Genomic DNA, 24942 nt, shown 5'->3' with positions numbered 1-24942 from the left:
TCTGACCTGCGTGAAGCAATTATTTCGTTGTGGAGGCTGCCGTCATGGCCCACGAACTTTATACCCGTACCAATCAGAAGATTTATTTCGCCGGCCTGTCGCTGGAAGCGCTCGCCAAGGCAGAAGAGGGGCGGGCAATGAACTCGCTGGCGCTGATCCAGGCGGGGCGCGAATCGGCGTTGTTTCACCTGTACGGTGCCTTGCTGGGGCTGTGCCATGAAATCGCCGGGTTCTATCGCTTGCCACAGGCCAATGCGCCTCGGGCTGAGTTGTTGCTAACTCGCGAAGTCCTCGAAGCCATCGCGATTCCTGAAATGGCGGAGATGGTCGAGCTCGCGCAAAACCCTGAAACCTGGTTGGCCAAATTGCTGGCGGCCCATGCGGCGTTGTTTCAACCGCCGCGCGCGCCGCACAAGCCTAAAGGCGACGTGACTCAGCCGCTGATCCTGGCCGTTAACCTGGATGCAGAAGAGGCGCCTGAAGAATTGAGCCGGGAAGAGCTGGAAAGCTGGCGTCAGAACCTGAAAGGTCTGGCGATCCGGTTTCGCGAAGGATTGAACGAGTGCTGAAGGATTAAGCGTAAAGACGGATGCCCCGACAGGGTGTCCGCTCAGGGATGAGTGCAAAAAGATATTTCATTGCCATGACATCTGGTCAACTTGCTGAGCGAAGCCTGACCGATGCCTATATAATCCCCGCCTTTCGTGGAGAACAGACCTTTATGCCAACGTCCTTTCTAGAAATTGTCGAGTTACCAGACGGCCGTATCGAGTTGCGCAGGGCCGAGGACGAGGGTTCTCTGGTTACTTTGGATTTCTCCGAGGATGCCAAGGCGTTCCTGCAAGGCCAGTACGTGGAAGTCGCCAAGGCGATGTTGAGCGTCGGCGTTCAGATGGCGGGACGCCTGGTTGAAGGCGAATTTGAAAAGGATCAGGGAACTCGCGTCCTTCATTGATCCCGCCCGTCGGTTTTTACGGGTACCGCTACAGGTCGGCTTCTCTATCCTTGGAGAAGCCTTGCGCAGATCAAGGCGCGCATTGTTTCTCTGTTAACCCAATCGAATGTTCAAGCTCTGTGCGTCCCCGGTCCGGGCGGCGCTGATCAACTGTTGCCGTGATGTTGTGTTCAATGGGTTGAGCCAGCTGACCACTGTGTGGCTGCGGCCCAGGCGCAAGGCTTCGCAGGTCAACTGCTGAGCGCTTTGGGTGCCGCGAGGTTGCAGCAGCAGAATGCGTTCGCGATTGAGGCCGGCGTCCCGCAGCCAGGCCTGGGTCAGGCTCGCTGGTGGGGCAATCAGTGTCAGCCAGCGTGCGTCCTGGTCTTGGCTCAATTCCCTGAGAATCGGTGCCAGAAGGTTCAGGCAGTTTCCCGCTGCACCACGTAGCGACAGCTCACTGAAGACTTCGGGCTCGGCGCTCCACGGCGACTCGACCACGTCTTTCAGGATCGGCGCCAGGGGTTGCGCCATGAATGCCTCGAACAGTGGCAGTTGGGCTTGCTGTGATGTGTGTGGGAACTGCATAAAGCCTCCTTTAGCGGCGAATCACGCCGACACTCAAGCCTTCAATCACCAGTTCCTGATCTTTCAGGTTCACTTCGATAGGGGCAAATTCAGGGTTTTCGGCAATCAACCAGACCTTGCTGCCATCACGCTTGAAGCGCTTGACCGTCACTTCATCGCCGATACGTGCGACCACGATCTGGCCGTTACGGGCTTCACGCGTGGTGTGTACGGCCAGCAGGTCGCCGTCGAAAATACCGACATCCTTCATGCTCATGCCATGAACGCGCAGTAAATAGTCGGCGCGCGGATGGAAGAAAGCAGGGTTGATGTTGCAGGACTCTTCGATGTGCTGCTGGGCCAGAATGGGAGCGCCGGCAGCCACTCGACCAATGATCGGCAGGGTGGATTCATCAGCCTTGGCTTCGAAACCTGGAATACGAATGCCACGGGAAGCGCCCGGGGTCATCTCGATGGCGCCTTTGCGGGCCAGTGCCTTAAGGTGTTCTTCCGCTGCGTTGGGTGATTTGAAGCCCAGTTCCTGAGCGATTTCCGCGCGAGTCGGCGGGTAGCCGTTGTCTTCGAGGCAGCGTTTGATGAAGGCCAGAATCTCTGCTTGGCGTGGCGTCAGCTTTAGCATTTTGGTCGCTCTGTCTTTTTATACAGTGACTGGGATTATATACAGTGGAAGCGTCTTGGCAATGCCCCTTTTTTTATCGACCGCCGGACGGTCGAGCGACCCGCTGATTGAAGCTTTGCCGTTGTATGGTTAAATAGCTGACCGACCATTCCCAAAACGAACGGCCAAGCTTGACAATACACAGGCTGAAACGTATGTTTCAAACAAGTGTTTGTCAGGCGGAGTAGCCATGGCCCAGTCGGAAACCGTTGAACGCATTCTTGATGCTGCCGAGCAGTTGTTCGCGGAAAAAGGTTTCGCTGAAACCTCATTGCGTCTGATCACCAGCAAGGCCGGTGTCAATCTGGCGGCGGTGAACTATCACTTCGGCTCCAAGAAGGCGCTGATCCAGGCGGTCTTTTCGCGCTTCCTCGGACCGTTCTGCCTGAGCCTTGATAAAGAGCTGGAGCGGCGTCAGGCCAAGCCTGAAAACAAGCCGACCCTCGAAGAACTGCTGGAAATCCTCGTCGAGCAAGCCCTGGTGGTACAGCCACGCAGCGGCAACGATCTCTCTATCTTCATGCGTCTGTTGGGTCTGGCATTCAGTCAGAGCCAAGGCCACTTGCGCCGTTACCTGGAAGACATGTACGGCAAGGTGTTCCGCCGCTACATGATGCTGGTCAACGAAGCCGCGCCGCGCATTCCGCCGATCGAACTGTTCTGGCGCGTGCACTTCATGCTCGGCGCTGCGGCGTTCAGCATGTCGGGGATCAAGGCCTTGCGCGCGATTGCCGAGACCGATTTCGGCGTCAACACCTCCATTGAGCAAGTGATGCGCCTGATGGTGCCGTTCCTGGCCGCAGGCATGCGTGCGGAAACCGGCGTGACCGACACCGCCATGGCCACCGCTCAGCTGCGTCCACGTAGCAAATCAGTCCCGGCTGGCGCCAAGGTTTAACCGCACACGGGTGGGCGCGGCAGCTGACATCCGCTAAGCTAGCCGCCCATGCCGACTCTCGTTCTGAACCCGTTCCCCATTCGTATCGCCGACCTGCCGGGCATCGCCCATGGCGGCGAATACGTGCGGGCCGGGTTTCTCGTTATCAAGGAATCTCTATGACTGCTGGCCTGCAAGGCTCGTTGATGGTGGACGTCGCCGGTACCTGGCTGACGGCTGAAGATCGCCAATTGTTGCGCCAGCCCGAAGTGGGCGGCCTGATCATTTTCGCTCGTAACATCGAAACTCCGCGCCAGGTGCGCGAGTTGAGCGCCGCGATTCGTGCCATTCGTCCCGATCTGTTGCTGGCGGTGGATCAGGAGGGCGGCCGCGTTCAGCGTTTGCGCCAAGGTTTCGTGCGCCTGCCAGCCATGCGTGCCATCGCCGACAATCCGAACGCTGAATACCTGGCCGAGCAATGTGGCTGGATCATGGCCACCGAAGTGCTGGCCGTCGGCCTCGACCTGAGTTTTGCCCCGGTGCTGGATCTGGATTATCAACGCAGTGCCGTCGTCGGCACCCGTTCATTTGAAGGTGATCCCGAGCGCGCAGCACTTTTGGCCGGCGCATTCATCCGCGGCATGAACAGCGCCGGCATGGCGGCCACCGGCAAGCATTTTCCCGGTCATGGCTGGGCCGAAGCTGATTCCCACGTCGCCATTCCGAATGATGAGCGCAGCCTCGACGAGATTCGCGCCAATGACCTGGTGCCGTTCGCCAAACTGAGCAAGCAATTGGCCGCTGTCATGCCGGCTCACGTGATTTATCCACAAGTCGACTCCCAGCCTGCCGGCTTCTCCCGGCGCTGGTTGCAGGACATCCTGCGCGGCGAGTTGCAATTCGATGGCGTGATCTTCAGCGACGACCTGTCGATGGCCGGCGCCCATGTGGTGGGCGATGCCGCCAGCCGTATCGAAGCTGCGTTAACCGCTGGCTGCGACATGGGCTTGGTTTGCAACGACCGCGCCGCTGCGGAATTGGCGCTGAGCGCTGCCCAGCGCCTGAAGGTCAAGCCGTCGGAGCGAATTGCGCGGATGCGCGGCCAGTCCTACGCCAATACCGAATACCGGCAGAACCCGCGCTGGCTGGCGGCTGTCGGTGCGCTCAAAGACGCTCAACTGATTGAATAAGGACTTTACGTTATGACGGTTTACGCGATTATCGGTGGCACCGGCCTGACTCAACTCGAAGGCCTGAGCATTCGTCAGTCACTGGCGGTGGACACTCCTTATGGTCCGCCTTCGGCCGAGGTTCATATCGGCGAATACGCCGGTAAGGAAGTGCTGTTCCTCGCGCGTCATGGTCATCCGCACCGTTTGCCGCCGCATCAGGTGAACTACCGCGCCAACCTCTGGGCATTGAAGCAGGCCGGCGCCGAAGCGATTCTCGCGGTCAACGCCGTGGGCGGCATTCATGCGGCGATGGGCACCGGGCATTTTTGCGTGCCGCATCAGCTGATCGACTATACCAGTGGCCGTGAACACACCTATTTCGCCGATGATCTGGAGCACGTCACCCACATCGACTTCAGCTATCCCTACAGCGAACCGTTGCGTCAGCAGTTGATCGCGGCGCTGGCGGCTGAAAGCGTGGGTTACAGCAGTCATGGCGTGTATGCCTGCACCCAGGGCCCTCGGCTGGAAACCGTTGCTGAAATCGCGCGACTTGAGCGTGATGGCTGCGACATTGTCGGCATGACCGGCATGCCGGAAGCGGCACTCGCGCGTGAGCTGGAACTGGATTACGCGTGCCTGGCGTTGGTGGTGAATCCGGCAGCAGGTAAGTCGACGGCGGTGATTACCATGGCCGAGATCGAGCAGGCGTTGCATGACGGGATGGGGAAGGTGAAGTCGACGTTGGCGCGGGTGTTGAAGGGGTAAGACAGCCTTTACACCGAGTTGACTCCATCGCGGGCAAGCCGCGCTCCCACAGATTCAGTGATTTCCTGTGGGAGCGTGGCTTGCCCGCGATGGCTATGAAACCGGCAACGCAAATTTCAGCGCTTTTCGAGCTTATCCGGCAACGGCGCAAACAACGCTTCAATATCATCACTCTGCAACTTCCAGTCCCCGGTCTTGCGTCCATCCAGTACGCCAGCCGCCAGGTCGGATTTTTCTTTCTGCAGATGCTGAATCTTCTCTTCCACCGTGCCTCGGGCAATCATCTTGTAGACGAATACCGGTTTTTCCTGGCCGATACGATACGCCCGGTCAGTCGCCTGATTTTCCGTCGCCGGGTTCCACCACGGATCGTAGTGGATCACCGTATCCGCTTCGGTCAGGTTCAAGCCAACACCACCAGCCTTCAGGCTGATCAGAAAAATCTGACGCTTACCGCTCTGAAAGTCCTTCACGGGTGCGCGTCGGTCGCGGGTTTGTCCCGTCAGCAGTGCATACTCGACGCCGCGTTTCTTCAGTTCGACTTCGATAAGCGCCAGCATCGACGTGAACTGCGAGAACAACAGAATCCGTCGACCTTCTTCAAACAATTCATCAAGCATTTCCATCAGGCTGTCGAGCTTGCCTGATGTGCTGCCACGCGTCGGCAGTACGGCATCGTTGACCAGGCGTAAATCACAGCACACCTGACGCAGTTTCAGCAGCGCCTCCAGAATGATGATCTGGCTGCGCGCCACCCCTTTGCGGGTGATCTCGTCGCGGACTTTCTTGTCCATCGCCAGGCGCATGGTTTCATACACGTCGCGCTGGGCTTCGTTGAGTTCGACCCAGTGAATGATCTCGGTCTTCGGCGGCAATTCCGTCGCGACCTGTTCCTTGGTCCTACGCAAAAGGAACGGTTTGATCCGGCCATTGAGGTGCTGAAGCCTGACTTCACTGGCACGCTTTTCAATCGGCACCCGGTAATCGCGGTTGAAGCTTTTCACGTCGCCCAGCCAACCGGGCAGCAAGAAGTGGAACAGCGACCACAGCTCGCCGAGGTGGTTTTCCAGCGGCGTGCCGCTCAGGCACAAACGCTGGCGTGCGTTCAGCTCGCGGGCTGCCTGGGCCGCCTTGCTATTGGGGTTCTTGATGTACTGGGCTTCATCCAGCACCAGCACGTGCAATGGCTGCGCGGCCAGGCGTTCGACGTCCTTGGGCAGCAACGCATACGTGGTCAGGATCAGGTCGTAGTCAGCCAACTGGTCGAAATGCTTTTTGCGACTGGCACCGTACAGTGCCAGCACTTTGAGTTGCGGCGTGAAGTGCGCCGCTTCGTCGAGCCAGTTCGGGATCAGGCTGGTGGGCATCACCACCATGCAGGGCCGATCGAGGCGCCCAGCCGCTTTTTCAGTGAGAACATGCGCCAGGGTTTGTAGGGTTTTGCCCAGGCCCATGTCATCCGCGAGAATCCCGCCGACTTCCAATTGCCGTAGCGACTGCATCCAGCTCAAACCTTCCAGCTGATAAGGACGCAACGTCGCGTTCAAACCTTCTGGTGCAGTGGCGGTGTAGTCCTTGATGTCGCGCAAGCGTTGGGCAAACGTTCGGATCTGTTCGCCGCCTTCCCAAAGCAGCGGCAAGTCTTCCAGCGGATTCAAGCGCGTGGCGTCCGCCTTGCTCAAACGTAGGGTGGTTTCGCCGGGCTCCTGCAGATAGAACTCGCCGAGCGTCGCCAACACTGGTTTCAAGCGGCCGAAGGGCAGGGCAACTTGCAGCGGACCGTGTTCGGAGTTCGGCCGATTGGGGATGTTCACCAGAATCAGCTCGTCGTCGCGACGTCGTGCGAGGCGCTCCGGGTTGAGGATTTCAGTGTGCGAGCGCATCAGATTCAACAGGATCGGCAGCAAACTCAGGCGCTCACCGTTAACAATGATCCCCAACTCCAGATCAAACCAGTCGCGCTCCGGTGCTTGCTCGACGGTGGCGTACCAGTCATCCACAGCGGTCAGGTCGAAACCGAAATCCTCATCGATCTGCAACTCCCAGCCCTGAGTGCGCAGCTTCGGCAACTCGTTGAGCGTGAACGTCAGCCAGGCGCTGTCGTTGACCATCTCGTAGAGCTCACCGGCACTTTCCGGCAAGGCCTTGCTTTGCCGGGTGGCGATTTTGAAGCCGAGGATTCGCAGCTGTTCCCTGTAGGTTTGTTCCACATCCGGGTGGCGTTTTATCCGCAGCGTCTGGGTTTCCTGGCGGATCAGGATGTCAGTGTTCTTCTGCCCGGCAACGTACTCATCCAGATAGCTGAACGACAGGGCGGCGCGATGCTGAATGTAACGCTGCATTTTGCCGTTGCGTGGTTCGAAAGCACTGAACTCGACACTCGCCAGCCACAGGCGAGGCACCGGTTGCACGTTATCCACAAGCACTTGCGGAGGCGCTTTCGGTCCGCGGTTTTCCAGCACGGCCTGAAGTTTTTCCAGCAGGTCGGCGTCTTGGGCAGCTGCGGGGTAGGCCAGTGTTTCCTGGACTTTAAGCAACACCGCCGCGCAATGTTTGCAGTTGCTGTGAACCGGGCAGGTGCAGGTGGCATCGACCATCAGCAAAGTGGCTTTGGCTGACTCGCGCAGGCGAATGGTCTGACGGTACACATTACCGCCAGAGCCTTCGCATGCCGCAGTGATCGTGGCGTCTCCGACCTCGACGATCCTGACACGATTCTCCAGCGCGTAGCGGCGGCCACGCTCCAGGCTCTGTTCTTTGAATCGGCTGACCCAGGAAGGTGCCAGGGGTTTACTCAGGGTCGAGGGCATAGGGACTTCAATCAGTCCGGTATTTCATCGGGGACTGGCCGAGGCGCAGGGGCGGTGAGCGAGGTGATCTTGATCAGCAGGCCGAGGTGGCCGTTGTCGAGGAAGTTCAGCAGGCCGTTCTTGGTGTGGCTTTCTTGCTTGAGGCGTTCGCTGGCGGTGACCATACCATTGCCGTCGATCTGGTTGACCCAGAAGTCGGCATCAACGTCAGTGAAGCGCCCCAGTTTCAGGTTCAACGTGCCCTCGATCGGGAACTGACCATACTGATCCTTGCCATCGCTGATCGCCACTTTGCTGGCTTGTTCCCCGAGGGTTTGTTGCCAGGCTTTGTGCAGCAACACGGTGTAGTCAGCACTGGCCCTGAGTTTTTGCACTTCGTTATTCAGGTTCGGCGTACGCAAACTGTCCTTGCTGATGGGTTGCGCCCCGGCAGCCCAGTCTTCTGGCGCGGCGCGGCTGATGATAGCGGGTACGGCGTTTTGCCGGACCAGGATCATTTCAATCTGATACAGATCATCGGCAAACGCCGTGGGTGCGACCAGCGTTATCAGCAGGGTCAGTGAACGAAACAGGCGCATGCGGCGTCCTTCAAGCAGTTTTCGGGATAAGGAGCTCAAGCAGCGCCTCTACAGTATTAAAGCGTTCTTCCGAGCGCTCCATCGGCACCATGAATTTAAACATCGTGGCACCTTCGAATTTGTAGCGTTTGGGCTGGCCCTGAATCAGTTTGATCAGCGTCAGCGGGTCGACCGGTGTCTGTGCCGCGAACTCGATTCGGCCACCTTGCGGGCCGCCGTCGACTTTCTTGATGCCCAGCAATTCGGCCTGCAACTTCAGCGCCGTGATGCGCATCAGGTTCTTGGTCGGCTCCGGCAACAGGCCGAATCGGTCGATCATCTCGACTTGCAGGTCCTTGAGGCCTTCTTCGTCAGTGGCCGAAGCGATGCGTTTGTAGAGAATCAACCGAGCGTGAACGTCCGGCAGATAGTCTTCCGGAATCAACGCCGGTACGCGCAGATTGACTTCCGGGCCGCCGCCCAGCGGCTGATCGAGGTTCGGCTGCTCGCCTTTGCGGATCGACTTCACCGCGCGTTCGAGCATTTCCATGTACAGCGTAAAGCCAACCGCCTGGATCTGCCCGCTCTGCCCATCGCCCAACAGCTCGCCAGCGCCACGGATTTCCAGGTCGTTGGTGGCAAGCACGAAGCCTGCGCCAAGGTCCTGGGTGTTGGCGATCGCTTCCAGGCGCTTTTCCGCATCCGGAGTGATCTGCTGGCGTGGTGGTGTCAGCAGGTAAGCGTAAGCCTGGTGGTGACTGCGCCCGACACGGCCACGCAACTGGTGCAACTGCGCCAGGCCGAACTTGTCGGCGCGCTCGATGATGATGGTGTTGGCGCTCGGCACATCGATGCCGGTTTCGATGATGGTCGAGGCAATCAGCACGTTGAAGCGCTTGTGGTAGAAGTCGCTCATCACTTGTTCGAGTTCGCGTTCGCGCATCTGCCCATGGCCGATGCCGATCCGTGCTTCCGGCACCAGTTCGGCAAGGTCGGCGGCGCATTTCTCGATGGTCTTCACGTCGTTGTGCAGGTAATAAACCTGGCCGCCACGCAGCAGCTCGCGAAGCAGGGCCTCTTTGACCGTGCTCTTGTTCTGCTCCATGACGAAGGTCCGCACCGACAGGCGGCGGGCCGGCGGGGTGGCGATGATCGACAGGTCGCGCATGCCCGACACGGCCATGTTCAGCGTGCGCGGAATCGGCGTGGCGGTCAGGGTCAGGATGTCGACTTCGCTGCGCAGGGCCTTGAGCTGTTCTTTCTGACGCACACCAAAGCGGTGTTCTTCGTCGATGATCACCAAGCCGAGGTTCTTGATCTTCACGTCATCTTGCAGCAATTTGTGCGTGCCGATCACGATGTCGATCTTGCCTTCGGCCAGGTCCGCGACCGCGGCGTTTACTTCCTTGGTCGACTTGAAGCGGCTCATCACTTCCACGGTCACCGGCCAATCGGCGAAGCGGTCGCGGAAGCTGTTGTAATGCTGTTGGGCGAGCAGGGTGGTCGGCACCAGAATCGCCACCTGCCGGCCGCCGTGCACCGCGATAAAGGCGGCGCGCATGGCCACTTCGGTCTTGCCGAAACCTACGTCGCCGCAGACCAGGCGATCCATCGGTTTCGGTGCGAGCATGTCGGCACGTACCGCTTCGATGGTGGTTTGCTGGTCGGGGGTTTCTTCGAACGGGAAGCCTGCGCTGAAGGTTGCGTAGTCGGCTTTCGGGTCTTCGAACGCATAACCTTCGCGGGCGGCGCGACGGGCATAAATGTCGAGCAACTCGGCGGCGACATCGCGCACTTGTTCGGCGGCTTTGCGCTTGGCTTTTTGCCAGGTTTCGGAGCCGAGACGGTGCAGCGGGGCCAAGGCATCATCGCTGCCGGTGTAGCGAGCGATCAGGTGCAGGTTGGCCACCGGCACGTACAACTTGGCGCCTTCGGCATATTGCAGCGTGAGGAATTCGGCGGCCTGATCGTCGATCTCCAGCGTGGCCAGACCGAGGTAGCGACCGACGCCGTGATCGATGTGCACCACTGGCGCGCCTTCGCGCAGCTCAGTGAGGTTCTTGATGACCGCATCGTTGTTGGCGTCGGCGCGTTTTTCGCGACGACGGCGCTGCATCACGCGCTGACCGAACAACGGACTTTCGGCCACTAACGCCAGGGCCGGATTGTCGAGCACCAGGCCTTCGTCGAGGGGGGCGATGGTGATTGCCAAGCGCTCTTTGCTCGCGACGAAGTCCGGCCAGCTGTCGACGGTTTTCGGCCGCAGTTTCAGGCGCTCGAGCAATTCCAGCAACACTTCGCGACGGCCCGCCGACTCGGCTGTGAACAGCACGCGTCCGGGGAATTCGTCAAGGAAACCCGCCAGCGCCGCCAATGGCTGAGTGGCCTTGGCTTCGATGGCCAGGTTCGGCAGTTCCCGCGCCGGGAAACGCTCGCGGCCGACACCGGGTTCCACGTCCTGTTGGCTGGCTACCACGCGGGGCCAGTTCTTCAGGCGGGCAAAGCAATCTTCCACCGGCAGGAACAACTCGGCCGGCGGTAATAAAGGACGGGACGGGTCGACGCGGCGCTCTTCGTAACGGTTGCGCACGTCGTTCCAGAAATTTTCCGCCGCTTGCTCGATGCCGGGCAGGGAAAACACTTGCGTGTCCTGTGGCAGGTAATCGAACAGCGTGGAGGTGTCGTCGAAAAACAGCGGCAGGTAGTACTCGATACCGGCCGGTGTGATCCCGCTGCTCAGGTCTTGAAAGATCGGGCAGCGGCGGAAGTCGACATCGAAGCGCTCACGGAAACGTGCCTTGAAGCGAGTGACCGCATCTTTTTGCAACGGGAATTCACGCGCAGGCAACAGGCGGACGGTGTCAACTTTATCGATGGAACGCTGGTTTTCCGGATCGAACGTGCGCAGCGTCTCGATTTCGTCATCGAACAGATCAATGCGGAACGGCAGTTTGCTGCCCATCGGAAACAGGTCGATCAGCGAGCCGCGCACCGTGAACTCGCCGTGCTCGTACACCGTGTCGACGTAGCGATAGCCGCTGGCTTCAAGCCGGGTGCGCATTTGCTCGACGTCGAGTTTCTGGCCGACGTCCAGCACCAGGCTGCTGCCGAGCAGGAACTTGGTCGGCGCCAGGCGATGCAGGGCCGTGGTGATGGGCACCACCAGCACGCCATGGCTCAGCTCCGGCAGTCTATAAAGGGCGGAGATGCGCTGGGAAATAATGTCCTGGTGCGGCGAAAACAGATCGTAGGGCAGGGTTTCCCAGTCCGGGAAATGCAGCACGGGCAAATCCGGGGCGAAGAAACTCAGCTCCTGTTCCAGCCGCTCGGCACTTTGGCTGTCGGCGGTCAGCAGTAGGGTAAAGCGCTTGGCAGCGCTGGCAGCCTCGGCGATGGCCAGGCTGAGGGCGGCACCGGGCAGGTTGCCCCAGTGCTGTTTACCTGCCGCGGCAGGGAGAAGCGGTAGACGCAGAACGGGCACGGAAGGTTGAGCTCCAAGCGTTGCGACAAAGTCGGTAATTGTAGCGGCCCCGGGTGCCGCCTGTCAGTTGCAGACTGTGTCTATTACGCAGGTTTGGCGAAATGTAGTGGTAAAGACAAAATCCGCCGGTTTTTTACTGATATTTGCCGATTATGTAGTGGCAAAACCAACCAGTGTTACGGAGGGTTACGGACAAGGTAGCGTTGTCTCCAAAAAATTGACTGCGCTGGAAGCCCCGGTTTTATTGGGCTTCGGCGCAGCGTGATTTTTTTGAACAAGAAAATGTTACGGATCGCACGACAAGCGCGCATTGCTACGGGAGGGAGTCGGCGGCATAATGTAGCCCCTTTTTTCTGCCCCTACATGTGGAAGGTTCCCGTGACTCAGAAGCCCGACCAGTGTCTTGGTGAATGGATCGACCGTGAAGCACTCGCAGAAGCGATGATTCCGCTTATCGGTCAGCTCTACCGCAATAACAACGTGGTGAGCTCGATCTATGGCCGCAGCCTGATCAACCGTTCAGTCATTGCGATTCTCAAAGCTCACCGCTTTGCCCGTCATCGTCAGTCCGATGACAGCGAATTGTCCGTCCACGAAACATTCCCGCTGCTCAAAGCGATGAGCGAGCTCAAGCTCGGCGCCGCTTCGGTAGACCTGGGCAAGCTTGCGGTCAAGTTCAAGGCCGAAGGCAAAGGTCGCACTGCCGAGCAGTTCGTCCGTGAAGAACTGGCTGACGTCGTTGGTCAGCAGAACGTTTCCGCTCGCAAAGGCACCGACGTTGTCCTGTACGGCTTCGGTCGTATCGGTCGTCTGCTGGCGCGTATCCTGATCGAGAAAACCGGTGGCGGCGACGGCCTGCGTCTGCGCGCCATCGTTGTCCGCAAGGGCGCCGAGAACGATCTGGTCAAGCGTGCAAGCCTGCTGCGTCGTGACTCGGTTCATGGTCCGTTCGACGGCACCATCACCATCGATGAAGCCAACAACACCATCACCGCCAACGGCAACCTGATCCAGGTTATCTACGCGAAGAACCCGACTGAAGTGGATTACACCCAGTACGGCATCAAAGACGCGCTGCTGGTGGACAACACCGGTGTATGGCGCGACGCCGAGGGCCTGGGTCAACACCTGGCTTGCCCGGGTATCGACCGCGTTGTTCTGACCGCGCCGGGTAAAGGCAAGCTGAAGAACATCGTTCACGGCATCAACCACGGTGATATCACTGCTGACGACAAGATCGTTTCCGCCGCTTCCTGCACCACCAACGCCATCGTGCCGGTGCTCAAAGCTGTGAACGACAAGTTCGGCATCGTAAATGGTCACGTTGAAACCGTTCACTCGTACACCAACGACCAGAACCTGATCGACAACTTCCACAAAGGCGATCGCCGTGGCCGTAGTGCCGCGCTGAACATGGTGATCACCGAGACCGGTGCTGCCACTGCTGCTGCCAAGGCACTGCCTGAGCTGGCCGGCAAGCTGACCGGTAACGCGATCCGGGTTCCGACGCCAAACGTGTCGATGGCCATTCTCAACCTGAACCTTGAGAAAGCCACCACTCGTGAAGAGATCAACGAGTACCTGCGCCAGATGGCCATGCACTCCGATCTGCATAAGCAAATTGACTACGTCAATTCGCAGGAAGTGGTGTCCACTGACTTCGTTGGCTCGCGCCACGCAGGCGTTGTGGATGCTGAAGCAACCATCACCCAAGACAACCGCGTTGTTCTGTACGTTTGGTACGACAACGAATTCGGTTACAGCTGCCAGGTCGTTCGCGTGATGGAAGACATGGCCGGTGTAAACCCGCCAGCGTTCCCGCGCTAAGCGTTAGCTACACATGAAAACGCCCCGACCTAGGTCGGGGCGTTTTTGTTTGTGCGTTGATCGCTCCCATGCTCTGCGTGGGAATGCCTCAATGGACGCTCCGCGTCCGCTTTTCGGCAAGGACGCGGAGCGTGGGAGCGATCTTGCTGGAGAGTGCAGATCAGGCGCCGCCGACTACGGCCGCTTTCGCCGTCCGCAGCTCATGCTTATTCCCCCGGAACAACACCAGCGTCGCGATCAACCCCAGCACCGCCGCACCACTGAGCCAGATCCCCGGCGCAGCCTTGTTGTCCAGCACATGAATCAGATACGTACACGCCGCCGGGGTAAACCCGCCGAACGTTGCAGTCGCCAGGCTGTAGGCCAAAGAGAACCCGGTCGTACGAACCTCGACCGGCATGATCTCGGTCAGCGCCACCACCATGGCGCCGTTGTACGAGCCATACAGGAACGACAGCCACAACTCGACAATCAGCAAATGGCTGAAGCTCGGGTTTGCCACCAGCCACGACAGGGCCGGGTAAGCGGTGAGGATTGCCAGAATCGTCGCCGCCAACAGCAGGGGTTTGCGCCCGATCCTGTCGGACACGGTACCCATCACCGGCAGCCAGAAGAAGTTCGACAGGCCGATACACACCGTCACCAGCAGCGCATCCAGGTCCGACAGATGCAGTTCGGCTTTACCGAAAGTCGGGGTGTAAGCGGTGATCAGGTAGAACGACACCGTGGTCATTACCACCAGCGCCATGCCGGCGATAACAATGCCGAAGTTCTGACTGATCGAGCGGATGATGTCCCGCAGGGTAGGGCGGTGTTTACGCGCCTGGAACTCCGGCGTTTCTTCCAGCGAACGTCGAATCACGAAGATCACTGGCACGATCATGCAGCCGATCAGGAACGGCACGCGCCAGCCCCAGTCACCCATTTGTTCCGGGCTGAGCCAGTGGTTCAAACCGACGCCCAGCAGGCCGGCGAACACCACCGCGGCTTGCTGGCTGGCGGACTGCCAACTGACGAAAAAGCCCTTGCGACCCGGCGTCGAAATCTCGGCGAGGTACACCGACACGCCGCCCAATTCCACGCCGGCCGAGAAGCCTTGCAGCAGTCGACCGAACAAAACGATCAGTGGCGCCGCGACGCCCAGCGTGGCGTAACCCGGCACGCAGGCAATCAGTACCGTGCCAGCGGCCATCATGGCCAGGGTGATGATCAAGCCTTTGCGACGACCATGACGGTCGATGTAGGCGCCGAGGAAAATGGCCCCCAGCGGACGCATTAGGAAGCCTGCTCCGAACGTGGCCAGTGACAACATCAGGGAGGCGAAGGCGCTGTCGGCAGGGAAGAAGGTTTTAGCGATGGCCGTGGCGTAAAAGCCGTAGACCATAAAGTCGAACATCTCCAGGAAGTTTCCGCTGACGACGCGAAAAATTGCTTTGCCTTTGCTCGTATTGGAAGACATCTCTAGGTACTCACGCTGGATCTTGTTTGAAAACGCTGCGCCTGTGTGTGGCGGTCGTAAGTCCGGTCACCGCTATCGCGAGCAGGCTCGCTCCCACAGGTTTTGCGTTTGACTGACGGGCGCAGGCAGACCTCGCGCTCATGCGCTCTGATGCCCATAATGGCGGGCGCGGTTTTGAGGGGAGATGAAGATTTGTTAACTGGACGATGGGGTGGGCTTGTGGTGCTGGCCGGCATTTTGTGCGGTTGTGGCAACGGCGACAGCCTGGAAAGCTTCGGCGGCCCGACCATGGGCAGCACGTATTCGATCAAGTACCTGCGCCATCCCGGGCTTCCCGCCCCGACGGAAGTTCGTGTTCAGGTCGAAAAGATCCTCGCTGAAGTCGATCAACAAATGTCGACCTACCGCAGCGACTCCGACATCGAACGCTTCAACGATCTGCCCGCTAATCGCTGTCAGAAAATGCCCGCGCCGATCCTCAAGCTGGTGCGTGTCGGTGAGCGTCTGTCGGAACAAAGCGAAGGCTCCTTCGACCTGACGGTGGAACCGTTGCTTAACCTTTGGGGCTTTGGCCCGCAGGCCCGGGAAGAAAAAATCCCCACCGCTCAAGCGCTGGCCGAAGTGCGGCCGCGAGTCGGTTACCAGCACCTGCGTATTGATAATGATCAGCTGTGCAAGGACGCGGCGGTCGAGGTCGACTTCAACAGCATTGCCGCCGGTTACGCGGTCGATACGATTGCCGAAAAACTTGACGCAATGGGCATCCACAACTACCTCGCCGAAGCTACCGGCGAACTCAAGGCCGCCGGCAAGAAGCTCGACGGCTCACCCTGGCGCATTGCCCTGGAAGAGCCTCGAGATGACCAGCAAGTGGCAGAGCGCATCATTGCCGTCGACGGTTATGGCGTTTCCACGTCTGGTGACTACCGAAACTATTTCGTGCAGGACGGTCGGCGATATTCCCATACCTTTGATGCGCGAACCGGTACACCGATCCTGCACACCCTGGCGTCAGTCACGGTGATTCATCCTTCGGCGTTGATGGCCGATGGACTATCGACGCTGTTGCTGATTCTCGGCCCTGAACGGGGTTGGGACTATGCCCAGGCACATGACATTGGTGCATTCTTTGTGATTCGTGCCGATACAGGTTTCGTCACACGAACCAATCAGGCTTTTGAACGCCTCAGTGGCGGCAAAGTCGAGTGATGGCAATGATTCAAGCGGTGAAGACTGGCGTTGTAGTGCAGGCAAAACTAGCCTACGACGCGACCAAGGGTTAATGTGCGCGGCGTTGACGCTTCTATAGACTGTGTCCGGGTTCTGCACTGGCCCCAAATTGTTCCTTCACGCCGCAGATCGGCGTGATTTAGCCGCAGGGCGCCGATGGCGCCGCGGCCTGTTCTGAGGAGTACGCATGGCTGTCTACAACTACGACGTGGTGGTGCTGGGTTCCGGCCCGGCGGGAGAAGGCGCGGCAATGAACGCCGCCAAAGCAGGGCGCAAGGTCGCGATGGTCGACAGCCGTCGCCAGGTCGGCGGCAACTGCACCCACCTGGGTACCATCCCGTCCAAGGCACTGCGTCACTCGGTCCGGCAGATCATGCAGTTCAACACCAACCCGATGTTCCGGGCCATTGGTGAGCCGCGCTGGTTCTCGTTTCCGGACGTGCTGAAAAGCGCCGAGAAAGTCATCTCCAAACAAGTCGCCTCGCGCACTGGCTACTACGCCCGTAACCGTGTCGACGTGTTCTTCGGCACCGGCAGCTTCGCCGACGAACAAACCATCGAAGTGGTCTGCGCTAACGGCGTGGTCGAAAAACTGGTGGCCAAGCACATCATCATTGCCACCGGCTCGCGTCCGTATCGCCCGGCCGACATCGATTTCCACCACCCGCGTATCTACGATAGCGACACCATCCTCAGCCTCGGCCACACCCCGCGCAAACTCATCGTTTACGGCGCCGGCGTGATCGGTTGCGAATACGCATCGATTTTCAGTGGTCTGGGTGTACTGGTCGAGCTGGTGGACAACCGTGGTCAGTTGCTGAGCTTCCTCGACTCGGAAATTTCCCAGGCGTTGAGCTACCACTTCAGCAACAACAACATCACGGTCCGCCACAACGAAGACTACGACCGCGTCGAAGGCGTGGACAACGGCGTGATCCTGCACCTCAAGTCCGGCAAGAAGATCAAGGCCGATGCCTTGCTCTGGTGCAACGGTCGTACTGGCAACACCGATCAACTGGGGCTGGAAAACATCGGCGTCAAGGTCAACAGCCGTGGCCAGATCGAAGTCGACGAAGCCTACCGCACCTGCGTACCGAACATTTACGGTGCCGGGGACGTGATCGGCTGGCCGAGCCTGGCGAGTGCCGCCCACGACCAGGGTCGTTCGGCTGCTGGCAGCATCGTCGATAACAACAGCTGGCGCTTCGTGAATGACGTGCCGACCGGCATCTACACCATTCCGGAGATCAGCTCGATCGGCAAGAACGAGCAGGAGCTGACCCAGGCCAAGGTGCCGTACGAAGTGGGCAAGGCGTTCTTCAAGAGCATGGCGCGTGCACAGATCGCGGGCGAGCCTCAGGGCATGCTGAAGATCCTGTTCCACCGCGAAACCCTGGAAGTGCTGGGCGTTCACTGCTTCGGTTATCAGGCGTCGGAGATCGTGCACATCGGTCAGGCGATCATGAGCCAGCCGGGCGAACTGAACACCCTGAAGTATTTCGTCAACACGACGTTTAACTACCCGACCATGGCTGAAGCCTATCGGGTAGCGGCGTACGATGGCCTCAACCGGCTTTTTTGAGCGGCTCCGGCCGGTGGCCTGAGCCGGCCGGGGAGACCGATTTCAGCAATTCTCGAGCGTGGCGCTGGCCAAACCGGGAAAGTCTGTAATCAGGCTGTCAACGCCGAAGTCGGCGAGTCTGCGCATCAGCGCGGGCTCGTTGACTGTCCACACAGACACATGCAGCCCCTGACGCTGCGCCTTCTGCAGGCGTTCCGGCGTACACAGCGTCCAGTTCAACGCCAGAATGTCACAGCCATAGCTTTGCGCGACCTTCAGCGGGTCGAGCCAGGCGTATTCGGCTACCAGGCCGCGAGACACATCCGGCACCAGGTCCAGCGCAGCTTTGAGCACTTCGCGTGAACTGGAGGTGATCGTGACCTTGTCGAGCAGGCCGAAACGCTGAGCCATTTCACGAATTGCCAGCACCGTAGTCGCGGCGCGGGTGCGTGAAGCGCTTTTGACTTCCAGCTGCCAGTGATCGAAGTCGCACTTTTCGAACAATTCTTCCAGCGTCGGAATCGGGCAGGGTTTGATCCAGCCCGGGCCACCTTTGCGTGCGTCGTAAGTCACCAGTTCGGCCGCCGTGTGTTCGACGACTTTGCCGCGACGGTCAGTGGTGCGCTTGAGTGTCGGGTCATGGATGACCATCAACTCGTTGTCCATGGACAGGTGCAGGTCCAGTTCGCAACGGCGCACGCCGTGCTTGAGGCATTCCTGAAAGCTGGTCAGGGTGTTTTCCGGTGCTTCGCCCTTGGCGCCGCGATGGCCGTAGATGAGGGTCACGGTTCTTCCTTAAATTAGATGCCTGATTCGTTTTCGCGGGCCAGTCGTCGTTCCTGGGCCTGCTTCTGCAAAATGTAGCGGGCCAGCAATTGCCGCTGGGCATCGGTCGGGCGTTCGAACTCGGTGCCGACGTCAAAGGCGCCCGCCTTGCGGTCGCAATGGGTGACGCGGGCTCGCAGCAACAGGCCGAGGGCTTGCGGCATCAACACCAGTTTGACCGACAGGTGCGCGCCCACGGCGATAGGCGTCGGGTACTGAAAGTCGATGCCACCTTCGGAAATAATCACCGGCTGCGGCTCGCCAATCTGCCCGAGCACGGTGATTGCAATCACCTGGCTGAGTAAATCGATGCGTTTATTCTGGGATTTCAGGAACGCCGCGAGGTTGCGGTCACGTTCACTGATCTGGCGTAGCAGGTGTTGCGACTCGAATTCGCTCAGGTGCAGTTCGCTGAGCAAGTTGAACAGTGGAGAAGCATCCTGCAACACTTCAAGGCCTGCGGCCTCGGGAGCGGACAGGGTCCGAATTTCCAGTGCGATCGTGTCCTCGATACGGTAGTATTCGCGGCGATCTTCTTCATCTAATGTCGACATGGCGAACCCATGGTAGCGGCGGTGGTCTGAGTGTAAAGCTGGTTATCGACCCCCGCCACAAGGACGTTCCTTTTCCCTCCGAACAAGCCCCGACATGTTCAGACCTCTCTTCGTATTTATTGGCACGCGTTATACCCGTGCAAAGCGTCGCAATCATTTTGTGTCGTTCATTTCCCTGACTTCAATGATCGGTCTCGCCCTTGGCGTGGTGGTGATGATTGTGGTGCTGTCGGTCATGAACGGCTTCGATCATGAGATGCGCACCCGCGTGCTGGGCATGGTGCCTCACGCGACCATCGAGTCCAGTGAGCCGATCAGTGACTGGCAAAGCCTGGCCGCCAAGGTCAAGCAAAACCCGCAGGTGACGGCCGTGGCGCCGTTTACCCAGATGCAGGGTTTGCTGACCAACAATGGCAAAGTCTCCAAAGTCCTGCTCAATGCCATCGATCCTGCGCTGGAGCGCAACGTCTCGATCATTGATAACTTCATGCAGCAGGGCAAACTCGACGATCTCGTGCCGGGTGAATTCGGCATCGTCATCGGCGACAAGGCCGCGGCCAAGCTCGGTGCGGCCCTCGGCGACAAACTGACGTTTGTCGCGCCGGAAGTCACCGTGACCCCGGCCGGCATGTTCCCGCGCATGAAACGCTTTACCGTGGTCGGCATCTTCCATGTCGGTGCCGGTGAGCTGGACGGTTATCTGGGCATCACCAATTTGCAGGATCTGGCCAGGCTGCATCGCTGGAAGCCGGATCAGGTGCAGGGCATCCGCCTGAAGTTCGACGACCTGTTCCAGGCGCCACGCACCGCGTGGAGTATCGCTCAACAACTGGGCGAAGACCGTTATTACGCCCGCGACTGGACCCGTACCCACGGCAATCTGTATCAGGCCATCCGCATGGAAAAAGCCATGATCGGCCTGCTGTTGTTGCTGATCGTCGCCGTTGCCGCATTCAACATCATTTCCACATTGGTGATGGTGGTGAACGACAAGAAGGGCGATATCGCGATTCTGCGCACCCTGGGCGCCACGCCACGCACGATCATGGCGATTTTCATGGTGCAGGGCACCGTCATCGGCGTGGTCGGTACGCTGATTGGCGCTGTGGTCGGGATCTTCGCCGCGCTGAACGTCAGCGCCGCGATCTCGGCCCTAGAAGGCGTGATCGGCCATAAATTCCTCAACGCCGACGTGTACTTCATCGATTACCTGCCGTCGCAAGTGCAGAGCCAGGACGTCTTGATGGTCTGCGGCGCCGCGTTGGTCCTGAGTTTCCTCGCCACCCTGTATCCAGCCTGGCGTGCCGCGCGCACCCAGCCTGCGGAGGCGCTACGTTATGAGTGAGTCGGGCATGAGTGATAAAGCAATCTTGAGCTGCCGCAACCTGGGCAAATCCTACGAGGAAGGCCCGGAGTCGGTGGAAGTGCTGGCCGGTCTGCAACTGGAGTTGCACCCGGGCGAGCGTGTGGCGATTGTCGGCACCTCGGGTTCGGGCAAAAGTACCTTGCTCAACCTGTTGGGCGGCCTGGATACGCCGACCAAGGGCAGCGTCTGGCTTGACGGTGAAGAACTGTCGGCACTGAGCGAGAAGAATCGCGGCCTGCTGCGTAACCGCTCCCTCGGCTTTGTGTACCAGTTCCACCATTTGCTGCCGGAATTCACCGCGCTGGAAAACGTCTGCATGCCGTTGCTGATCGGCAAGACTGCGATCCCGGAAGCACGTCAGCGCGCCACGGCCTTGTTGGAGCGGGTAGGGCTGGGCCATCGCCTGGAGCACAAGCCGTCCGAGTTGTCCGGCGGCGAACGTCAGCGCGTCGCCATCGCCCGCGCCCTGGTGAACAAGCCAGGCCTGGTGATGCTCGACGAGCCGACCGGCAACCTCGACTCCCACACCGCCCAGGGCATTCAGGATTTGATGCTGGAACTCAGCACCTCGATGCGCACCGCGTTCCTGGTGGTGACCCATGACATGAACCTGGCTCGCCAGATGGATCGCGTCCTGCATTTGCAGGAAGGTTGCCTGACACCCATCTGATTGACCGAAACCCGGCGTCTTGAACGACGTCGGGTCTTTTATTTTTATACGGTGCCCAGCGAATGTTCAGACCGTTATCGATCTTCATCGGCGCGCGCTATACCCGCGCCAAGCGCCGCAATCGCTTTGTTTCCTTCATCTCGATGACTTCGATGATCGGCCTCGCCTTGGGTGTGCTGGCGATGATCGTGGTGTTGTCGGTGATGAACGGCTTTCAGCGCGAAATGAGCTCGCGAATCCTCGGCATGGTGCCGCACGCAACCATCGTCGGCGTGAACCCCATTGACGATTGGCAGCCGGTTGCAGCGGCCGCGATGAAAAATCCGGAAGTCACGGCCGCGGTGCCGTTCACCGAGATGGAAGGCATGCTGTCCTACAAGGGCTCGATGCAGCCGATCCAGGTCAGCGGCGTCGATCCGGCATTGGAAGGCGAGGTCTCAATCGTTGCCAAGCACATCGTTCAGGGGCGTCTGGATGCCTTGAAACCGGGTGAGTTCGGCGTGGTGATTGGCGAAATCACGGCGCGGCGTTTCCGTTTGAACGTCGGCGACAAGATCACCCTGATTGTGCCGGAAGTCAGCACTGCCCCAGGCGGGATTACCCCGCGCATGCAGCGCCTGAACGTGGTTGGCGTGTTCAAGGTCGGGGCTGAACTGGACGGTTCGATGGCGTTGATCCACATGGCCGATGCCGCACAAATGCAGCATTGGGAGCCGAATCAGGTGCAGAGCGTGCGCCTGGCGGTGAAGGATCTGTACGCCGCGCCGCAAGTGTCGAGCGACATCGCCAGCGGTTTGGGTGCTGCCTACAAGGCTGACGACTGGACCCACACCCAGGGCAGTCTGTTCAGCGCGATGAAAATGGAAAAAACCATGATCGGCCTGCTGTTGCTGATGATCGTCGCAGTGGCGGCGTTCAACATCATCGCGACCCTGATCATGGTGGTGAACGACAAGGGTGCGGACATCGCGATCCTGCGCACCATCGGCGCCACGCCGGGGCAGATCATGGCGATCTTCATGGTTCAGGGCACCGTGATCGGGATTGTCGGGACCTTGATCGGCGGCGTGTTGGGCGTGATTGCGGCGTTGAACGTCAGTGAACTGGTGGGCTGGATCGAGCGGGTGAGTGGGCAGCACATTTTCAGTTCTGACGTGTACTTCGTCAGTAACCTGCCTTCGGAATTGCAGGGCGGGGATGTGCTATTGATTTGCTCGGCGGGGTTTATCTTGAGTTTCCTGGCCACCGTTTACCCAGCGTGGCGTGCGGCGAAGATCGAGCCGGCTCACGCGTTGCGGTATTCGTAACGCCTGAAATCGCCATCGCGGGCAAGCCCGGCTCCCACAGTTGATCGAGTTGAATCACACCGTTGTGAACGACTCCAAACCCTGTGGGAGCCGGGCTTGCCCGCGATGAGGCCGGAACTGCTGGCCTCAACTTCCCTTAGGCAACTCAATCACAAAGCGCGTCCACCCATTCTCTGATTCGCAACGAATCTGCCCGCCATGGGCACGTACGATTGACTGCGTAATCGCCAGCCCCAACCCCGCATGTTCGCTGCTACCTTCCTGACGCGCCGGATCAGCCCGATAAAACCGGTCAAACAATCGCGGCAGCAATGCCCCGTCAATCCCATCGCCACTGTTTTCAACCGACAGGGTCAACCCTTTGGCCTGCTCGACAATCCGCACCCGAACCTCACCCTCGGCCGGCGTGAACCGCAACGCATTGTCCAGTAAATTGGACAGCGCCCGGCGCAACATGCTGCGATCACCCTCCATGTGCGCGTTACCTTCCCGCGTGAGCGTCACCTGAGCGTCTTCTGCCAGCGGCGCAAAAAACTCCAGCAACAGATCCACTTCCTGCGCCAGTTCCAGCGGTTCGCGCTTGGGCGACAGCAACCCATGATCCGCCTTGGCCAGGTACAACATGTCGTTGACCAGTTGCGCCATCCATTGCAGTTCTTCGAGGTTGCTGTGCAGCGCCTCGCGGTAGTCCTCGATGGGCCGGGGGCGGGTGAGGGTGACCTGCGTGTGGGTCAGCAGGTTCGACAGCGGCGTGCGCAGTTCGTGAGCGATGTCGGCGGAGAATGCCGAGAGTCGTTGAAAAGAGTCGTCAAGGCGTCCGAGCATGGCGTTGAAGCTGTGGGCCAATTCCGCGAGTTCTGGCGGCATCTTCTCTTCGGGCAGGCGCGCATTCAGTGATTGCGCTGACACCCCCCGGGCGACCGCACTCATGCGCCGCAATGGGCGCAACCCGCTGCGCGCCGCCCATGCACCAAGTAGCGCAGTGGCCAAGGCGGATAAGCCAACCGTCAGCCAGATCAAATGCTGCATGCGTTGCAGAAAATGCTGGTGATGGGTGATGTCCAGCAACAAGGTCAGCTGCGGGGAATCAGGTTTGTCGACAAACAATGGCGCATTCAGCACGCGGTAGTCGGTGTCGCCGTCGTTGAGGGTCGATAAGCCGGGTGTTTGCGGGAGCCTGTCCGGTAACTGCGTCGAACTGTCATACCAGCGCTGGCCATCGCTGCCGGTAATGCGCAGCGATAAATCGGCCTGGCGGCTCAATTCATCCGCGAGTCTGATTTTGCTCTCGCTGGATTGAATGTCGTGAAGTGCCCGGCGCAATCCAATCAGCTTGCCGTCCAGCAATTGCTGATCGAGCTCGACGAAGTGCGCCTCGCTGGCGCGACTGAACAACACCCCGGCGAACAGCGAAACCACCGCTGTGCAGGCCGCAAACAGCAATGCCAGACGGCTGCTCAACGAAAGACGCCGCATCAGGCGATACGCTCTTCAAGGACGTAGCCCATGCCGCGCACGGTGTGGATCAGCTTGTTGGGGAATTGATCGTCGATCTTCAGGCGCAAACGACGGATCGCGACTTCGATGACATTGGTGTCGCTGTCGAAATTCATGTCCCAGACCTGAGAGGCAATCAGCGATTTGGGCAGGACTTCGCCCTGACGACGCAGGAGCATTTCCAGCAGGGCGAATTCTTTGGCCGTGAGGTCGATACGCTGGCCGCTGCGCTCAACGCGACGGCGGATAAGGTCCAGGCGCAAATCGGCCAGTTGCAGGCTGGTTTCCTGTGGCGAAGCGCTGCCGCGACGCAATAGGCTGCGGACCCGGGCCAGCAGTTCCGAAAAGGCGAACGGTTTGACCAGATAATCATCGGCACCCAGTTCGAGGCCATGGACCCGGTCCTCGACTGCGTCACGCGCCGTCAGAAAAAGCACTGGCGTGTCGAGGCCGGCACTGCGCACCGCTTGCAGAATCTGCCAGCCATCGCGACCGGGCAACATCACGTCGAGAATCAACAGCGCGTAGTCGCCGCTCAGCGCCAGTTGTTGTCCGGTGCTGCCATCGGCCACCAGTTCCGCATTGAAACCGGCCTCGGTCAGGCCCTGGCGCAAGTAGTGGCCGGTTTTCGGTTGGTCTTCGACGATCAGTAATTTCATGGGCGACTCTGGGCAAATGGAACGAACGCTTTATACCGTGGGCGGCGTTATTTCAGGTCAACCTGACAAAGTTGTAATCTGGCTGTCAGGTTGCGGGCAGTGGCCGCAGTTTAGAGTTTTCCACAGGCTGAACCTTATCTTG

Annotated in this window: 21 protein-coding genes; 11 read left to right on the top strand and 10 right to left on the bottom strand. The window is 59.5% G+C overall.

The features are described from left to right. Window positions 1–44 precede the first annotated feature (44 nt). Window positions 45–569 (top strand): DUF6586 family protein, encoded by a 525-nt coding sequence (locus SB725_RS16770; protein ID WP_027921687.1) that lies wholly within the window; start codon window positions 45–47, stop codon window positions 567–569. Window positions 570–721: 152 nt separating this feature from the next. After that, a complete protein-coding gene (locus tag SB725_RS16765; RefSeq protein ID WP_027921686.1) occupies window positions 722–955 on the top strand; it encodes a hypothetical protein in 234 nt (77 codons plus the stop codon). 93 nt (window positions 956–1048) lie between these two features. Here SB725_RS16765 and sulA read toward each other — a convergent pair whose 3' ends face one another. Both sulA and lexA read right to left on the bottom strand, forming a co-directional pair. Beyond that, entirely contained in the window at window positions 1049–1522 is a 474-nt protein-coding gene (sulA, locus tag SB725_RS16760) for an SOS-induced cell division inhibitor SulA (protein ID WP_027921685.1), read from the bottom strand. A gap of 10 nt (window positions 1523–1532) precedes the next feature. Next, the gene (gene lexA, locus SB725_RS16755) at window positions 1533–2141 is read right to left on the bottom strand and encodes a transcriptional repressor LexA (RefSeq protein WP_007944149.1); all 609 of its coding nucleotides are present in this window, start codon (window positions 2139–2141) and stop codon (window positions 1533–1535) included. Window positions 2142–2370: 229 nt separating this feature from the next. Here lexA and SB725_RS16750 point away from each other — a divergent pair, with 229 nt between their 5' ends. The 3 genes from SB725_RS16750 to SB725_RS16740 all read left to right on the top strand — a co-directional run bounded on the left by SB725_RS16750 (window position 2371) and on the right by SB725_RS16740 (window position 4997). After that, window positions 2371–3078 (top strand): TetR/AcrR family transcriptional regulator, encoded by a 708-nt coding sequence (locus tag SB725_RS16750; RefSeq protein WP_059181302.1) that lies wholly within the window; start codon window positions 2371–2373, stop codon window positions 3076–3078. A gap of 170 nt (window positions 3079–3248) precedes the next feature. Continuing rightward, window positions 3249–4247: a beta-N-acetylhexosaminidase gene (gene nagZ / locus SB725_RS16745; protein WP_172825946.1), complete on the top strand. Its 999-nt coding sequence runs from the start codon at window positions 3249–3251 to the stop codon at window positions 4245–4247. A gap of 12 nt (window positions 4248–4259) precedes the next feature. After that, entirely contained in the window at window positions 4260–4997 is a 738-nt protein-coding gene (locus tag SB725_RS16740; protein WP_027921682.1) for an S-methyl-5'-thioinosine phosphorylase, read from the top strand. A 116-nt stretch (window positions 4998–5113) separates the two neighbouring features. Here SB725_RS16740 and SB725_RS16735 read toward each other — a convergent pair whose 3' ends face one another. The 3 genes from SB725_RS16735 to mfd are packed head-to-tail and all read right to left on the bottom strand — an operon-like array spanning window position 5114 to window position 11845. Then, window positions 5114–7807 carry a DEAD/DEAH box helicase gene (locus SB725_RS16735; RefSeq protein WP_027921681.1) on the bottom strand — a complete coding sequence of 898 codons (2694 nt, stop codon included), beginning with the start codon at window positions 7805–7807 and terminating at the stop codon, window positions 5114–5116. An 11-nt stretch (window positions 7808–7818) separates the two neighbouring features. Continuing rightward, window positions 7819–8385: a CsiV family protein gene (locus tag SB725_RS16730; RefSeq protein ID WP_059181301.1), complete on the bottom strand. Its 567-nt coding sequence runs from the start codon at window positions 8383–8385 to the stop codon at window positions 7819–7821. A gap of 10 nt (window positions 8386–8395) precedes the next feature. Beyond that, on the bottom strand, window positions 8396–11845 hold the full coding sequence (gene mfd / locus SB725_RS16725) for a transcription-repair coupling factor (protein ID WP_027921679.1): 3450 nt from the start codon (window positions 11843–11845) through the stop codon (window positions 8396–8398). 363 nt (window positions 11846–12208) lie between these two features. Here mfd and SB725_RS16720 point away from each other — a divergent pair, with 363 nt between their 5' ends. Further along, on the top strand, window positions 12209–13672 hold the full coding sequence (locus SB725_RS16720; RefSeq protein ID WP_027921678.1) for a glyceraldehyde-3-phosphate dehydrogenase: 1464 nt from the start codon (window positions 12209–12211) through the stop codon (window positions 13670–13672). A gap of 160 nt (window positions 13673–13832) precedes the next feature. Here SB725_RS16720 and SB725_RS16715 read toward each other — a convergent pair whose 3' ends face one another. Next, entirely contained in the window at window positions 13833–15131 is a 1299-nt protein-coding gene (locus SB725_RS16715; protein ID WP_059181300.1) for an MFS transporter, read from the bottom strand. A 159-nt stretch (window positions 15132–15290) separates the two neighbouring features. On the opposite strand from SB725_RS16715, the gene SB725_RS16710 reads away from it, so the two are divergent. Both SB725_RS16710 and sthA read left to right on the top strand, forming a co-directional pair. Further along, entirely contained in the window at window positions 15291–16340 is a 1050-nt protein-coding gene (locus SB725_RS16710) for an FAD:protein FMN transferase (RefSeq protein ID WP_050590134.1), read from the top strand. Window positions 16341–16548: 208 nt separating this feature from the next. Beyond that, window positions 16549–17943 (top strand): Si-specific NAD(P)(+) transhydrogenase, encoded by a 1395-nt coding sequence (sthA, locus tag SB725_RS16705; protein ID WP_007907752.1) that lies wholly within the window; start codon window positions 16549–16551, stop codon window positions 17941–17943. Between the two features lie 42 nt (window positions 17944–17985). Here sthA and SB725_RS16700 read toward each other — a convergent pair whose 3' ends face one another. Both SB725_RS16700 and SB725_RS16695 read right to left on the bottom strand, forming a co-directional pair. Further along, window positions 17986–18708 (bottom strand): glycerophosphodiester phosphodiesterase, encoded by a 723-nt coding sequence (locus tag SB725_RS16700; RefSeq protein WP_027921675.1) that lies wholly within the window; start codon window positions 18706–18708, stop codon window positions 17986–17988. Window positions 18709–18722: 14 nt separating this feature from the next. Beyond that, entirely contained in the window at window positions 18723–19301 is a 579-nt protein-coding gene (locus SB725_RS16695; RefSeq protein WP_027921674.1) for a PilZ domain-containing protein, read from the bottom strand. Window positions 19302–19395: 94 nt separating this feature from the next. Here SB725_RS16695 and SB725_RS16690 point away from each other — a divergent pair, with 94 nt between their 5' ends. From SB725_RS16690 to SB725_RS16680, 3 genes are all read left to right on the top strand, one after another. Beyond that, a complete protein-coding gene (locus SB725_RS16690) occupies window positions 19396–20646 on the top strand; it encodes a lipoprotein-releasing ABC transporter permease subunit (protein WP_027921673.1) in 1251 nt (416 codons plus the stop codon). A gap of 7 nt (window positions 20647–20653) precedes the next feature. Further along, window positions 20654–21337, top strand: a complete 684-nt coding sequence (gene lolD / locus SB725_RS16685) for a lipoprotein-releasing ABC transporter ATP-binding protein LolD (protein ID WP_167360488.1) — start codon at window positions 20654–20656, stop codon at window positions 21335–21337. Between the two features lie 62 nt (window positions 21338–21399). Then, complete coding sequence (locus SB725_RS16680; protein ID WP_027921671.1) at window positions 21400–22644, top strand: lipoprotein-releasing ABC transporter permease subunit; 1245 nt, start codon at window positions 21400–21402, stop codon at window positions 22642–22644. A 126-nt stretch (window positions 22645–22770) separates the two neighbouring features. Here SB725_RS16680 and SB725_RS16675 read toward each other — a convergent pair whose 3' ends face one another. Then, entirely contained in the window at window positions 22771–24120 is a 1350-nt protein-coding gene (locus SB725_RS16675; RefSeq protein ID WP_027921670.1) for a heavy metal sensor histidine kinase, read from the bottom strand. Then, window positions 24120–24800 (bottom strand): heavy metal response regulator transcription factor, encoded by a 681-nt coding sequence (locus SB725_RS16670; protein WP_027921669.1) that lies wholly within the window; start codon window positions 24798–24800, stop codon window positions 24120–24122. The genes SB725_RS16675 and SB725_RS16670 overlap by 1 nt, the downstream gene beginning before the upstream one ends. Window positions 24801–24942 lie beyond the last annotated feature (142 nt).

Origin of the sequence: Pseudomonas sp. SIMBA_041 (assembly GCF_046535095.1) — a bacterium.
In the GTDB taxonomy this organism is placed as follows: Bacteria; Pseudomonadota; Gammaproteobacteria; order Pseudomonadales; family Pseudomonadaceae; genus Aquipseudomonas; species Aquipseudomonas mucoides.
This window is presented reverse-complemented; position numbering and strand designations above follow the sequence as displayed.